General features: G+C 43.2%; 14 protein-coding genes. 8 read left to right on the top strand and 6 right to left on the bottom strand.

Annotated elements, in window-relative coordinates; genetic code table 11:
• Window positions 1–10: 10 nt before the first annotated feature.
• The 7 genes from SNAG_RS07565 to dtd all read left to right on the top strand — a co-directional run bounded on the left by SNAG_RS07565 (window position 11) and on the right by dtd (window position 7,219).
• Window positions 11–532 carry a dihydrofolate reductase family protein gene (locus SNAG_RS07565; protein ID WP_096408088.1) on the top strand — a complete coding sequence of 174 codons (522 nt, stop codon included), beginning with the start codon at window positions 11–13 and terminating at the stop codon, window positions 530–532.
• 17 nt (window positions 533–549) lie between these two features.
• Complete coding sequence (cysS, locus tag SNAG_RS07560) at window positions 550–1,893, top strand: cysteine--tRNA ligase (RefSeq protein WP_096408086.1); 1,344 nt, start codon at window positions 550–552, stop codon at window positions 1,891–1,893.
• Complete coding sequence (locus SNAG_RS07555; protein WP_000567922.1) at window positions 1,886–2,272, top strand: Mini-ribonuclease 3; 387 nt, start codon at window positions 1,886–1,888, stop codon at window positions 2,270–2,272. The genes cysS and SNAG_RS07555 overlap by 8 nt, the downstream gene beginning before the upstream one ends.
• A 2-nt stretch (window positions 2,273–2,274) precedes the next feature.
• Window positions 2,275–3,144 (top strand): helix-turn-helix domain-containing protein, encoded by an 870-nt coding sequence (locus SNAG_RS07550; RefSeq protein ID WP_096408083.1) that lies wholly within the window; start codon window positions 2,275–2,277, stop codon window positions 3,142–3,144.
• A 115-nt stretch (window positions 3,145–3,259) separates the two neighbouring features.
• Window positions 3,260–4,390, top strand: coding sequence for an ABC transporter ATP-binding protein (locus SNAG_RS07545; protein ID WP_000229944.1), 1,131 nt, complete (start codon window positions 3,260–3,262; stop codon window positions 4,388–4,390).
• A gap of 139 nt (window positions 4,391–4,529) precedes the next feature.
• Entirely contained in the window at window positions 4,530–6,746 is a 2,217-nt protein-coding gene (locus SNAG_RS07540; RefSeq protein ID WP_001123775.1) for a RelA/SpoT family protein, read from the top strand.
• 29 nt (window positions 6,747–6,775) lie between these two features.
• Window positions 6,776–7,219, top strand: coding sequence for a D-aminoacyl-tRNA deacylase (dtd, locus tag SNAG_RS07535; protein ID WP_096408080.1), 444 nt, complete (start codon window positions 6,776–6,778; stop codon window positions 7,217–7,219).
• Between the two features lie 31 nt (window positions 7,220–7,250).
• Here the strand turns inward: dtd and SNAG_RS09915 are convergent, their stop codons facing one another.
• The 6 genes from SNAG_RS09915 to SNAG_RS07505 all read right to left on the bottom strand — a co-directional run bounded on the left by SNAG_RS09915 (window position 7,251) and on the right by SNAG_RS07505 (window position 11,646).
• The gene (locus tag SNAG_RS09915; RefSeq protein WP_096408078.1) at window positions 7,251–7,664 is read right to left on the bottom strand and encodes a hypothetical protein; all 414 of its coding nucleotides are present in this window, start codon (window positions 7,662–7,664) and stop codon (window positions 7,251–7,253) included.
• Window positions 7,665–7,771: 107 nt separating this feature from the next.
• A complete protein-coding gene (locus SNAG_RS07525; protein WP_096408075.1) occupies window positions 7,772–8,422 on the bottom strand; it encodes a metal-dependent transcriptional regulator in 651 nt (216 codons plus the stop codon).
• A gap of 83 nt (window positions 8,423–8,505) precedes the next feature.
• A complete protein-coding gene (gene tpx / locus SNAG_RS07520; protein ID WP_000206539.1) occupies window positions 8,506–9,000 on the bottom strand; it encodes a thiol peroxidase in 495 nt (164 codons plus the stop codon).
• 120 nt (window positions 9,001–9,120) lie between these two features.
• Window positions 9,121–10,053, bottom strand: coding sequence for a metal ABC transporter substrate-binding protein (locus tag SNAG_RS07515; protein WP_096408073.1), 933 nt, complete (start codon window positions 10,051–10,053; stop codon window positions 9,121–9,123).
• A gap of 25 nt (window positions 10,054–10,078) precedes the next feature.
• Window positions 10,079–10,927, bottom strand: a complete 849-nt coding sequence (locus SNAG_RS07510; protein ID WP_000559774.1) for a metal ABC transporter permease — start codon at window positions 10,925–10,927, stop codon at window positions 10,079–10,081.
• On the bottom strand, window positions 10,924–11,646 hold the full coding sequence (locus SNAG_RS07505; protein ID WP_096408070.1) for a metal ABC transporter ATP-binding protein: 723 nt from the start codon (window positions 11,644–11,646) through the stop codon (window positions 10,924–10,926). The genes SNAG_RS07510 and SNAG_RS07505 overlap by 4 nt, the downstream gene beginning before the upstream one ends.
• A gap of 191 nt (window positions 11,647–11,837) precedes the next feature.
• Between SNAG_RS07505 and SNAG_RS07500 the strand changes: the two genes are divergently transcribed.
• A complete protein-coding gene (locus SNAG_RS07500) occupies window positions 11,838–13,730 on the top strand; it encodes a M13 family metallopeptidase (protein ID WP_096408068.1) in 1,893 nt (630 codons plus the stop codon).
• The last annotated feature ends 34 nt before the right edge of the window (window positions 13,731–13,764 follow it).

Genomic DNA, 13,764 nt, shown 5'->3' with positions numbered 1-13,764 from the left:
AACTACAAGCATGGCAGTATATTTTTACGGCTGTATCACCATGGATGGCTACTTGGCAGACAGCCAGCACAGGATAGACTGGCTGCATCAGCTTGGTTCTGTAGAGGATACAGGCTATGATGACTTTTACAGGCAAATGGATATCACCATCATGGGCAAGCGTACCTTTGAGGAAATCCAAGATTTGCAAGATGTAGAAAGTTTTTATCAAGCTACGGAAAACTATGTCTTTACGCATGATAGGCACCTGCCTGTCAGCAATTACCAGCCAGTAGCTGGGGATGTGGTGGACTTTGTTCACCAGATTGACAAAGGTAAAAATGTCTTTGTGATTGGTGGTAATTCCTTGGTAGGACCGCTCTTGGATGCGGATCTTTTCGACCACCTCATTATTCAGATAGCGCCCCTTATCCTAGGAAAGGGGGTTCCCCTCTTTACCCAAGAGGAAGGGCAAAGCTTTTACCAACTGGATAGCCTCAGACAATTTGGCCCTTTTGCAGAGCTGGTTTTCAGCCGAAAAAGTCAGAAATAAAGAAGGGAGTGGACCGCATGATTAAAATTTACGACACCATGTCTCGTGATTTGCGAGAATTTGTCCCAATCGAGGACGGTAAGGTTAAGATGTATGTCTGTGGGCCTACGGTCTACAACTATATCCACGTCGGCAATGCCCGCTCAACAGTAGCTTTTGACACTGTTCGCCGCTATTTTGAGTATCGGGGATTTGAGGTCAATTATATTTCCAATTTTACAGATGTAGATGATAAGATTATCAATCGCGCCAAGGAAGAAGGCATCACACCTCAGGAGGTTGCGGACAAGTACATCGCGGCCTTTCGTGAGGATGTGACGGCCTTGGGCGTGAAACCTGCGACTCGCCATCCGCGTGTGGTGGAGTTTATGGAGGACATCATTCGTTTTGTCGCTGACTTGATTGAAAAAGGTTATGCTTACGAGAGTCAAGGGGATGTTTACTTCCGTGTGGAAAAATCCCACAACTATGCTAAATTGGCTAATAAAAGCTTAGAAGACTTGGAGCTAGGTGCTTCAGGTCGTACCGATGAAGAAACAGCTCGTAAGGAAAATCCTGTAGACTTTGCCCTCTGGAAATCTGCCAAATCAGGCGAGATTTCTTGGGACAGTCCTTGGGGACCTGGTCGTCCAGGCTGGCATATCGAGTGTTCGGTTATGTCGACAGAGATTTTGGGCGATACCATTGATATCCACGGTGGTGGAGCCGATCTGGAGTTTCCGCATCATACCAATGAAATTGCCCAGTCAGAAGCTAAAACAGGTAAGACTTTTGCCAACTACTGGATGCACAATGGCTTTGTCAATATCGACAATGTCAAGATGTCCAAGTCCTTGGGCAACTTTATCACTGTCCATGATGCCCTCAAAACCATTGATGGACAAGTGCTTCGTTTCTTCTTTGCCACTCAGCATTACCGTAAACCAATCAACTTTACGGAAAAAGCAGTGCGTGATGCCGAGACAAATCTCAAGTATCTAAAGAACACTTACGAGCAACCATTTACTGGAAATGTAGATGCTCTAGAGTTACAAGACTTTAAAGATAAGTTTGTAGCGGCTATGGATGAGGACTTTAACGCTGCCAATGGTATCACAGTTGTTTTTGAAATGGCCAAATGGATCAATTCAGGCAACTATGATGCAAGTGTCAAGGAAGCTCTTGCGGCTATGTTAGAGGTCTTTGGTATTGTCTTTGTCGAGGAAGTTTTGAATGCAGAGATCGAAGCCTTGATTCAAAAACGCCAAGAAGCGCGTGCCAATCGTGACTTTGCAACAGCAGACCAAATCCGTGACCAATTAGCTGCTCAAGGAATTAAGCTACTGGATACCAAGGATGGAGTGAGGTGGACACGTGATTGATGTCAATCTCATTAACGGGATTGCGCTAGCTTTTGAAGGAGATGCGGTGTATTCTATGTATATTCGCCGTCACCTCATCCTAAAAGGCATGACCAAGCCCAATAAACTTCACCAAGAGGCGACCAAGTATGTCTCGGCCAAGGCTCAGGCTCGCCTGATTTCCCTGATGCTGGAGGAGCAAGTTTTAACGGAAAAAGAAGAAGAAATCTATAAACGTGGGCGCAATACCAATAGCCACACAAAGGCTAAAAATGCAGATGTCGTAACTTATCGGATGTCGACTGGCTTTGAAGCGGTCATGGGTTATCTTCATCTGACTGATAATATGGAGCGTCTAGAGACCTTGATTTCGTGGTGTATCCAAAAAGTGGAGGCGTAGAAATGCTTGCAAAAGAATTACTAGACTGGTTTCCTGAGGCTCAGATTTCAGATCAGCCGATAGAGAAGCTAGGATATCTTACACTTCCTCTGACTTCTCAACAGTGGATTTTACTGGAGGAGACCAATCTCACTGAACGTGAAAAGCAGTTAATTGCCCTTTTAACCCAGCAGGAGCAGGCTAGTTCGCTCAATCCTTGGTATTCCTATCTGATCGAGGGAAAGGGGCAGGCGCCTCAAACTTTTAAAAAGATACAACTGGTTTATTGCCATCTATCCTATTACCAACAGGAAAATCTAGCCTCTTGGCTGGATATGATGCAGACTCTCTTTCCCAACTGCCAGACAGTGTTGCAGGTCGGAGTTCAGGACTATGTTTTTATTCTCCAGCAAGATAAATACAGCTCTGTTCGCTCAATCTTATCCGATACGATTGAGGCAGTGGAGTATGACTTTGGTCTTCGTCTGTCTATTATGTTGGGGCAGGTCTGGTCACAGACTGGGTATCAGGCTCTGTCAGATTTAATCCAAGCAGAGCGGGACTTGTTTAAGGCATGGTGGCGTCAAGGTCATCAAGGGGTTCATACTTTTTCACAGCTCTATCTCTGGAGTCTTGGGGAAGGGCTGGTTGACCATAGATTTATCAAAGACTACCTTCGTCAGTTGATTCTGGACCAAGATCAGATTCAGGAGATCATTCTTTCTCTCTGGGAAAACAGTGCTGTCTTAACTAAAACGGCCCAGCAACTCTATCTGCACCGCAATTCTCTCCAATACAAGATTGATAAATGGGAAGAATTGACAGGACTTCAGTTGAAGGAGTTGACGGATCTCACCCTTTGTTATCAGTTGATTTTACCAGATATTCTCTAAAGTTTTGTGCAAGTTGCACAGAACTTTTTTATTTTTTTGGTCACCTTGCCATAGAAAAGTAAAGCGTTTTCATTTATAATAAAACTATCAAAAAAATAAAAGGAGTTCACCTTCCATGGTAGAATTAAATCTTAAAAACATTTACAAAAAATATCCAAACAGCGAACACTACTCAGTTGAAGATTTCAACTTGGACATTAAAGATAAGGAATTTATCGTTTTCGTAGGTCCTTCAGGATGTGGTAAATCAACAACTCTTCGTATGATTGCTGGTCTTGAAGATATCACAGAAGGTACTGCATCTATCGATGGCGTGGTTGTCAACGACGTAGCTCCAAAAGACCGTGACATCGCCATGGTATTCCAAAACTACGCTCTTTACCCACACATGACTGTATATGACAACATGGCTTTCGGTTTGAAATTGCGCAAATACAGCAAAGAAGACATCGACAAACGTGTGCAAGAAGCGGCAGCAATCCTTGGTTTGAAAGAGTTCTTGGATCGTAAACCTGCTGACCTTTCTGGTGGTCAACGTCAACGTGTTGCTATGGGTCGTGCTATCGTCCGTGATGCAAAAGTGTTCTTGATGGATGAACCTTTGTCTAACTTGGATGCCAAACTTCGTGTATCCATGCGTGCTGAAATTGCGAAAATCCACCGTCGTATCGGAGCTACAACTATCTACGTAACCCACGACCAAACAGAAGCGATGACACTTGCAGACCGTATCGTTATCATGTCAGCAACTAAGAACCCTGCTGGTACAGGTACTATCGGACGTGTTGAACAAATCGGTACCCCTCAAGAAGTTTACAAAAACCCAGTTAACAAATTTGTAGCAGGATTTATCGGAAGCCCAGCTATGAACTTCATCAATGTAAAATTGGTTGGTAGCGAAATTGTTTCTGACGGTTTCCGCTTGAAAGTTCCAGAAGGTGCTTTGAAAGTTCTTCGTGACAAAGGCTACGAAGGAAAAGAATTGATTTTCGGTATCCGTCCAGAAGATGTGAATGCAGAACCTGCTTTCCTTGAAACATTCCCAGAATCAGTTGTTAAAGCAACTATCTCTGTATCAGAATTGCTTGGTTCAGAATCTCACCTTTACTGCCAAGTCGGTAAAGACGAATTTGTTGCAAAAGTGGATGCTCGTGACTACTTGCAAACAGGTGCAACAGTTGAACTTGGATTCGACTTGAACAAAGCACACTTCTTCGATGTAGAAACTGAAAAAACAGTCTACTAAGCAAATGAAATGTCAAAACACTGCTAGAGAAATCTGGCAGTGTTTTTTTAATGATTGGTATTGGCATAAAAACAGAGCTTTTCTAGTTTTCATATCTTTAAAAAAGTGATAAAATGGTAGGAAGAATTGGAGAGTATAGATGCCGAAAGAAGTGAATTTGACGGGCGATCAGGTAGTCGCTTTAACGAAAGAATATTTAACAAAGGAAGACGTTGCTTTTGTACAAAAAGCATTGATTTACGCAGTTGATTGTCATAGTGGGCAGTTTCGGAAATCAGGTGAGCCCTATATTATCCATCCCATTCAGGTAGCAGGAATTCTAGCTAAGCTCAAGCTGGATGCTGTAACAGTTGCCTGTGGTTTTTTGCATGACGTTGTTGAAGACACAGATGCGACACTGGATGATCTGGAGAGAGAGTTCGGTCATGATGTTCGGATTATCGTTGATGGGGTGACCAAGCTTGGTAAGGTTGAGTACAAATCACTCGAGGAACAATTGGCTGAAAATCACCGCAAGATGCTTATGGCCATGTCAGAGGATATCCGTGTTATCTTGGTTAAATTATCGGACCGTTTGCACAATATGCGGACTCTCAAACACCTGCGAAAGGACAAGCAAGAACGTATCTCCAGAGAAACCATGGAAATTTACGCACCACTTGCTCATCGTCTAGGGATTTCCAGTGTCAAGTGGGAGTTGGAAGATTTATCTTTCCGTTATCTCAATCCAACTGAGTTTTACAAGATCACCCACATGATGAAGGAAAAACGCAGAGAACGTGAGGCTCTGGTCGACGAAGTCGTAACCAAGTTGGAGGACTATGCTACCGAACGCAATCTCAAAGGGAAAATCTATGGTCGTCCTAAGCATATCTATTCGATCTACCGCAAGATGCAGGATAAGAAGAAACGCTTTGAGGAAATTTATGACCTGATTGCCATTCGCTGTATCTTAGATACCCAGAGTGATGTTTACGCTATGCTGGGTTATGTGCATGAACTTTGGAAACCTATGCCAGGTCGCTTCAAAGACTATATCGCCAATCGCAAGGCCAACGGTTACCAGTCTATCCATACGACTGTCTATGGACCAAAAGGGCCGATTGAATTCCAGATTCGGACTAAGGAAATGCATGAGGTGGCTGAGTACGGGGTTGCGGCTCACTGGGCTTATAAGAAAGGCATTAAAGGGCAGGTCAACAGCAAGGAATCAGCTATTGGAATGAACTGGATAAAGGAGATGATGGAGCTCCAAGACCAGGCTGATGATGCCAAGGAATTTGTGGACTCTGTTAAAGAAAACTATCTGGCGGAGGAGATTTACGTCTTTACTCCAGACGGTGCGGTTCGCTCCCTTCCAAAAGATTCAGGACCGATTGACTTTGCCTATGAAATCCATACCAAAGTCGGTGAAAAAGCGACAGGTGCCAAGGTCAATGGCCGTATGGTTCCACTGACAACCAAGCTCAAGACAGGGGATCAGGTTGAAATTATCACCAACCCCAACTCCTTTGGTCCGAGTCGTGACTGGCTCAACATGGTCAAGACCAGCAAGGCGCGCAACAAGATTCGTCAGTTCTTTAAAAATCAAGACAAGGAATTATCCGTTAACAAGGGCCGTGAAATGTTGATGGCCCAGTTCCAAGAAAACGGCTATGTAGCCAATAAGTTCATGGACAAGCGTCACATGGACGAGGTCCTTCAAAAGACCAGCTACAAGACAGAAGAGGCTCTCTACGCAGCCATTGGTTTTGGAGAAATTGGCGCTATTACGGTCTTTAACCGCTTGACCGAAAAGGAACGTCGTGAGGAAGAACGCGCCAAGGCCAAGGCGGAAGCAGAAGAGCTTGTCAAAGGTGGCGAAGTTAAGGTTGAAAATAAAGAAACCCTCAAGGTCAAGCATGAGGGTGGTGTGGTGATTGAAGGTGCCTCAGGACTCCTCGTTCGGATTGCCAAGTGTTGCAATCCAGTGCCGGGTGATGATATTGTTGGCTATATCACCAAGGGCCGTGGAGTGGCTATTCACCGTGTGGACTGTATGAATCTCCGTGCCCAAGAAAACTATGAGCAACGTCTCCTTGATGTGGAATGGGAAGATCAATTCTCAAGCAAGGAATACACTGCCCACATCGATATCTATGGTCTCAACCGTACAGGGCTTTTGAACGATGTTCTGCAAGTTCTCTCAAACACGACAAAGAATATCTCAACCGTTAATGCTCAACCAACTAAGGATATGAAATTTGCCAATATCCATGTCTCCTTTGGTATTTCCAACCTCTCTACACTGACCACAGTCGTGGACAAGATCAAGAGTGTGCCAGAGGTTTACTCCGTCAAACGGACCAACGGCTAATTCTCCCTTCAGTTACTAGAAAGGCTATTATGAAAATTATTATCCAACGTGTTAAAAAAGCCCAAGTCAGTATCGAAGGTCAAGTTCATGGAAGGATTAATCAGGGACTCTTATTACTGGTTGGTGTTGGTCCAGAGGACCAAGAGGAAGATTTGGACTATGCTGTGAGAAAGCTCGTTAACATGCGGATTTTTTCAGACGCAGAAGGCAAGATGAATCTGTCTATCAAGGATATTGAGGGGGAAATCCTTTCTATTTCTCAGTTTACTCTCTTTGCGGATACCAAGAAAGGCAATCGTCCCGCCTTTACAGGAGCAGCCAAGCCGGATATGGCAGCTGCCTTCTATGAGGCTTTCAACCAAAAGCTGGCTCAGGAAGTACCTGTTCAGACAGGCATCTTTGGAGCGGATATGCAGGTGGAGCTGGTCAATGACGGACCGGTCACCATTATCCTTGATACAAAAAATAGATAAGAAAACCAAGCCCAGTTGGCTTGGTTTTTGTTTAGAGATACTCCCAGAAGGCGATGTGTTTGTTGTAAAAGTCGGGATAGTTTTCTCTTAGGTGGCTAGCCGTCATATAATATAAAGTAGAATGACAGGAAGTAAAGACTGGAGTAAGAGAGTAGAAATATTGAGGGCCAGTGATGGATAAAAAGACAAATAATAGAAAATCGCTGATGAGCACTCCTAAATAGTAGAGGCGAATTTTTTTGTTCATCTGAGGATAAATCTCAGAGAACTGTTTTTTGAGTCGGAAGACTAAGCGAGACAGCAGTAGTCCCTGAGCAAGGATGAAAATGAAGCAAAAAATCAGACCTCTCTCCAAAGAAAGTTCGTATCGAGGTCTGAAAGTTACCAACAGTAGCAAATCGCAGAGTACAATGGCTGCAAAATGGATTCTAAAGAGCTTTTTCATAGGAAGACCTCCCTCTTTTATCTAGCTTCATTCTACACCAAACGAATGGGACTTACAAGCAAAATAATAAAAAATCCCTGAAAGGAATTTCTTTCAGGAATAAGGGGTTAGTTGATTTTTTCGACATAGAGTTGTTTGGCGATATCGATGCTAACTTGGAGGTCTTCACCTTTGTTGACCAGTGTAAAAGTATTGGAAAAATTATCAAACTGCTTGACTTTGACTTGGTCACCGATATGGATTTCATGCTTTTCTAGATATTTGAGTAGTTCAAAACTATCATGAACGCGAGTCAGGAGATAGGTTCCAGCTTCTTGGACGTCTGCCAGTGGTAAGTTGTTGATTTCAACCAAGAGCTCTCCCTTGGCTGGGATGGTTCCTCCGTGGGGGCAGGTTTGAGGGAAGCCCAGCAGTTTATCCAGTCTCTCTACGAAGAGGTCGGATACAGTGTGCTCTAGGACTTCAGCTTCCTCGTGGATTTGATCGCTGGTATAGTCGAGATGGTGAACTAGAAAGACCTCAATCAACCGGTGTTTGCGATAGAGCTCGGAGACTAGTTTGAGCCCAATATCTGTCAATAGATAGCCATTCTCCTTATCCTTGAGGATGAGATTTTCACTTTTCATGCGTTTGATCATCTCTGTTACGGCAGGTGGAGAGACTTGCATACGGGCAGCAATTTCCTTATTGGTGATTTTTTGCATTTCCGTACCGATTTCATAAATACATTTTAGGTAGTCTTCTTTATTTGGAGTCATTCGTTTCCTCTTGTCTTTTCTCTCCATCTAGTATATCAAAAAAAGCTAGATTTCTCTAGCCTTCTGCCCTAATGGCTTTGATTTTAGTCCAGTTCTTTCACTGCAGCAATAGCAGCTTCAAAGTCTGGTTCTGTGTTGATGTTGTCAACGTATTCCACGTAACGGATGACATTGTCAGTATCGAGAACAAAGACAGCACGTGCAAGGAGATGCCATTCGTTAATCAAGAGGGCATAATCGCGCCCGAAAGAATGGTCAAAGTAGTCTGAAAGCATGATAGCATTGTCAAGACCTTCAGCCCCACACCAGCGTCCTTGAGCAAATGGTAGGTCCATAGAAACAGTAAGAACGACGGTATTGTCGAGGTTAGCTAGTTCTTGGTTGAATCGACGTGTTTGCGTTGAGCAGATACCAGTATCGATAGAAGGGACAACACTCAAGACTTTTTTCTTTCCATCAAAGTCAGCTAGCGTTTTTTTAGAGAGATCGGTTGTCGTAAGAGAAAAGTCAAGTGCCTTGTCTCCGACTTGCAGTTGTTTACCTGTAAAGGTTACAGGATTTCCGAGAAAAGTGGTCATGAAACTACTCCATTCTTTTTTCTTTTATTTTACCGAGAATTGTCAGATTTTTCCAATGATTTGACTGGAAATTAAGCGATAAAAAACGCCTGTTCATGTGAGAACGACGTTTTTAATGGATTACTTAGACAAACCTTCAGCAATCTTGTCAAGGTTGTATTTCATCATGCTGTAGTAGCTGTCGCCTTCTTTGCCTTCTTCAGCAATTGAGTCAGTAAAGATTTGTGCGTAAATTGGGATATTTGTGTCTTGTGAAACAGTCTTCATTGGACGGTCATCGACACTTGATTCAACAAAGAGTGATGGAACTTTTGTTTGGCGAAGTTTTTCAACCAAGGTCTTGATTTGTTCAGGTGTCCCTTCTTCTTCTGTGTTGATTTCCCAGATATAGGCACTTGGAACTCCGTAAGCTTTAGAGAAGTATTTGAAGCATCCTTCGCTGGTTACGATGAGTTTCTTTTCAGCAGGGATATTGTTAAATTTCTCTTTGGCTTCCTTGTCCAGTTTGTCTAGCTTTTCAGTATAGTCTTTGAGATTTTTTTCGTAGAATTCCTTGTTGCTAGGGTCTTTTGCAATCAATTGTTTAGCGATATTCTTAGCATAAATTATCCCATTTTCAAGGTTGAGCCAAGCGTGTGGGTCTTCTTTGCCTTTCTCGTTTTGACCTTCAAGGTAGATGATATCTACGCCGTCACTAACTGCATAGTAGTCTTTGTTTTCAGTTTTCTTGGCATTTTCAACCAATTTGGTAAACCAAGCATTGCCACCTGTTTCAAGGTTGATACCGTTATAGAAAATGAGGTCAGCCTCAGAAGTTTTCTTTACGTCTTCAGGAAGTGGTTCGTATTCGTGTGGGTCTTGACCAACAGGAACGATACTGTGAAGATCAATCTTGTCACCAGCGATATTTTTAGTAATATCAGCAATGATAGAGTTAGTTGCTACAACCTTTAGTTTTTGATTTGTAGATGCTGTATCTTTTTTTCCGCTAGCACAGGCAGCTAATCCAATGATAGCAAGAAAAAGAACAAGCAATGTACCTAATTTTTTCATTAGATTCCTCCAGAAGGGTTTCCCCTTATTTATTGATTTTTTTATTTTTTAGTTTCAAGTATCGTTGCTTTGGAGAGATAAAGAAACTGATTAAGAAGAAGCTGGCGGATGTGAGCACGATGCTGGATCCTGCTGCGAGGTTGAAGCTATAGCCGATAAAGAGTCCCAAAACAGAAGCGGTTGCCCCTAGGGTTGATGAAAGAAAAATCATGCTCTTTAGGCTATTCGCATAAAGGTAAGCCGTCGCAGCTGGGGTGATCAACATGGCCACGATAAGAATAGTTCCAACACTTTGCATGGCAGTGACTGACACAAGGGTCAAGAGCACCATGAGCAGATAGTGGTAGAAATTGACGGGCATTCCCATGGCTTTAGCCAGGAGTTCGTCAAAGGATGTAATCAATAGTTGTTTAAAGAAAATCCCGATAATCAAGAGAATCAATGCACCCACACCAATGGTGATCCACATGTCCGTATCTTGGACAGCGAGGATATTCCCAAAAAGGATATGGAAGAGGTCTGTCGAACTCTTGGCAACACTAATCAAGATGACACCTAAGGCTAAGAAAGATGAAAAGGTAATACCAATGGCAGTGTCACTCTTGATGATGGAGTTTCCCTTGATGTAGGTAATGATGATGGAAGCCATCAAACCAAAGATGATCGCTCCAATAAAGAAATCAATTCCCAGGATAAAGGAAAGGGCTACGCCGGGCAAAACTGCGTGAGAGATGGCATCCCCCATGAGAGACATCCCACGTAGGATGATAAAACATCCCACAGCTCCAGCAACCACCCCGATGACGATAGCTGTTATCAAGGCGTTTTGTAGGAAATGGAAATGTTGCAATCCATCGATAAATTCTGCTATCATAGGTCACCTCCATTGAAAAAGAGTTTGCTACCGTAGGCCTTCTTAAGATTGGCTTCGGTAAAGGTTTCTTCAGTTGGACCAAGGTCTATTAATTCTCGATTGAGAAGCAAAACTTGGTCGAAATAATGGGGGACTTTGCTGAGGTCATGATGGACGATGAGAACTGTTTTACCAGCTTTTTTAAGGTCTCTCAGCGTATTCATGATAATCTCTTCACTGATCGAGTCAATTCCAGCGAAAGGCTCATCTAAAAAGATGTAGTCAGCTTCCTGAACTAAGCAGCGGGCAATCAAAACACGTTGGAATTGTCCTCCTGAGAGCTGACTGATTTGGCGATCAGCATAGTCTGAGAGTCCAACGATTTCAAGTGCATCCGCCACTTTTTTCCAGTGGCGGGCCTTTAAAGTGTGGAAGAGCGGGATAGATGGATAGAGTCCCAGTGAGACACATTCCTTGACCTTGATAGGGAAATTGTAGTCGATATGGATTTTTTGCTCGACATAGGCAACTCGATGTAAAGATTTCTTGACTTCTTTGTCATCGAGAAAGGCCTGACCTTCGTGTGGGATAATTCCCAACATACTTTTTAATAAAGTTGATTTTCCAGCACCGTTTGGACCAATAATTCCGGTAATAGTTGGTCCTTGGAGCACTAGTGAAATATCCTTTAGTGCCAACGTTTCTTTGTAGGAGACACTGAGGTTTTCGATACGTATCATACAGTTGTTTTCCTCCTATCTTTTAATATACACTTTTAATATACATTAAAAAAAAAATTAAGTCAAGTTAATTTTTGAAAAATTTAAAATAATAACTGAAAAATGAAGAAAAAAGAGTGACCATTTTTAATTGCATTCCCAAGTGTTTTTTGCTAAGCTAAGAATAAGTGAAAAATGAAAGCGAGAACAAGATGACACGTTATCAAGACGATTTTTATGATGCAATCAATGGCGAATGGGAAAAGACAGCTGTCATTCCAGCTGATAAATCTCGAACAGGTGGCTTTATTGACCTTGATGAGGAAATTGAAGAGTTGATGTTGGCGACTACGGACAAGTGGTTGGAAGGCGAAGATGTTCCAGAGGATGCAATCCTCGCAAACTTTGTTAAGTACCATCGTATGGTACGTGATTTTGACAAGAGAGAAGCAGAAGGGTTCAAGCCTGTCCTTCCTCTGCTCAAGGAATACCAAGATTTGGAGAGCTTTGCAGATTTCACCAGTAAACAAGCAGAGTTCGAACTAGCTGGTAAACCAAACTTCCTTCCTTTTGGTGTATCGCCAGACTTTATGGATGCCAGAACTAATGTTCTCTGGGCCAGTGCACCAGGGACGATTTTGCCAGATACAACCTACTATGCTGAAGACCATCCTCAACGTGAGGAACTCTTGACGCTTTGGAAGGAAAGTACTACGAATCTACTCAAAGCCTATGATTTTTCAGATGAGGAAATCACAGACTTACTAGAGAAACGATTGGAATTGGACCGTCGCATTGCGGCTGTGGTGCTTTCTAACGAAGAAAGTTCAGAATATGCCAAACTCTATCATCCATATGCTTATGAAGATTTCAAGAAATTCGCACCTGCCCTCCCTTTGGATGACTTCTTCCAAGCAGTGATTGGACAGACTCCAGACAAGGTTATCGTAGATGAGGAACGTTTCTGGCAAGCAGCAGAGCAATTCTATAGTGAAGAAGCGTGGCCTCTACTTAAAGCAACCTTGATTTTGGGCGTAGTCAATCTTTCAACCGGCTATCTCACAGACGAGATTCGTGTTTTGTCAGGTGCCTATGGACGTGCCCTTTCAGGTGTGCCAGAAGCTCAGGACAAGGTCAAGGCAGCTTATCACTTGGCCCAAGGTCCTTTCAAGCAAGCTCTGGGTCTCTGGTATGCGCATGAAAAATTCTCTCCTGAAGCTAAGGCAGACGTAGAGAAAAAAGTGGCGACGATGATCGATGTTTATAAGGAACGTTTGGCTAAGAATGACTGGCTCACTCCTGAAACGCGTGATAAGGCCATTGTCAAACTCAATGTCATCAAGCCTTATATTGGTTATCCAGAGGAATTGCCAGAACGCTACAAGGACAAGGTAGTGGATGAAACTGCCAGCCTCTTTGAGAATGCTCTTGCCTTCGCGCGTGTGGAAATCAAGCACAGCTGGAGCAAGTGGAACCAACCGGTTGACTACAAGGAGTGGGGTATGCCTGCTCACATGGTTAATGCCTACTACAATCCTCAGAAGAACTTGATTGTTTTCCCAGCGGCTATTTTACAGGCTCCATTCTATGACTTGCATCAGTCGTCTTCAGCCAACTACGGTGGGATTGGTGCAGTTATTGCCCATGAGATCTCTCATGCCTTTGATACAAATGGTGCTTCCTTTGATGAAAATGGTAGTCTCAAAGACTGGTGGACAGAAAGCGACTATGCAGCCTTTAAAGAAAAAACGCAGAAGGTCATCGACCAGTTTGATGGTCAAGAATCCTACGGCGCAAGGATAAACGGCAAATTAACCGTATCCGAAAACGTTGCTGACCTTGGAGGAATTGCTGCAGCCCTTGAAGCTGCTAAGAGAGAACCAGACTTCTCAGCTGAAGAATTCTTCCACAACTTTGCTCGTATCTGGCGTATGAAAGGCCGTCCTGAGTTGATGAAACTCATGGCCAGTGTCGACGTGCACGCGCCTGCTAAACTCCGTGTCAACGTTCAAGTACCAAACTTCGATGACTTCTTTACAACATACGATGTCAAAGAAGGCGACGGCATGTGGCGTTCACCAGAGGACCGTGTGATTATTTGGTAAGACAAAAACCAAGGAAATTATCCTTGGTTTTTTG

Source organism: Streptococcus sp. NPS 308 (assembly GCF_002355895.1).
In the GTDB taxonomy this organism is placed as follows: Bacteria; Bacillota; Bacilli; order Lactobacillales; family Streptococcaceae; genus Streptococcus.
The sequence above is the reverse complement of the archived record's forward strand: the minus strand, read 5'-3'. Positions and strand labels throughout refer to the sequence as shown.

Bases quoted from the DNA above. Each gene is read 5' to 3' on its own strand.
- SNAG_RS07565 (WP_096408088.1), top strand. From the start codon at position 11: ATGGCAGTATATTTTTACGGCTGTATCACCATGGATGGCTACTTGGCA.
- cysS (WP_096408086.1), top strand. From the start codon at position 550: ATGATTAAAATTTACGACACCATGTCTCGTGATTTGCGAGAATTTGTC.
- SNAG_RS07550 (WP_096408083.1), top strand. From the start codon at position 2,275: ATGCTTGCAAAAGAATTACTAGACTGGTTTCCTGAGGCTCAGATTTCA.
- SNAG_RS07545 (WP_000229944.1), top strand. From the start codon at position 3,260: ATGGTAGAATTAAATCTTAAAAACATTTACAAAAAATATCCAAACAGC.
- SNAG_RS07540 (WP_001123775.1), top strand. From the start codon at position 4,530: ATGCCGAAAGAAGTGAATTTGACGGGCGATCAGGTAGTCGCTTTAACG.
- dtd (WP_096408080.1), top strand. From the start codon at position 6,776: ATGAAAATTATTATCCAACGTGTTAAAAAAGCCCAAGTCAGTATCGAA.
- SNAG_RS09915 (WP_096408078.1), bottom strand. From the start codon at position 7,664: ATGAAAAAGCTCTTTAGAATCCATTTTGCAGCCATTGTACTCTGCGAT.
- SNAG_RS07525 (WP_096408075.1), bottom strand. From the start codon at position 8,422: ATGACTCCAAATAAAGAAGACTACCTAAAATGTATTTATGAAATCGGT.
- tpx (WP_000206539.1), bottom strand. From the start codon at position 9,000: ATGACCACTTTTCTCGGAAATCCTGTAACCTTTACAGGTAAACAACTG.
- SNAG_RS07515 (WP_096408073.1), bottom strand. From the start codon at position 10,053: ATGAAAAAATTAGGTACATTGCTTGTTCTTTTTCTTGCTATCATTGGA.
- SNAG_RS07510 (WP_000559774.1), bottom strand. From the start codon at position 10,927: ATGATAGCAGAATTTATCGATGGATTGCAACATTTCCATTTCCTACAA.
- SNAG_RS07505 (WP_096408070.1), bottom strand. From the start codon at position 11,646: ATGATACGTATCGAAAACCTCAGTGTCTCCTACAAAGAAACGTTGGCA.
- SNAG_RS07500 (WP_096408068.1), top strand. From the start codon at position 11,838: ATGACACGTTATCAAGACGATTTTTATGATGCAATCAATGGCGAATGG.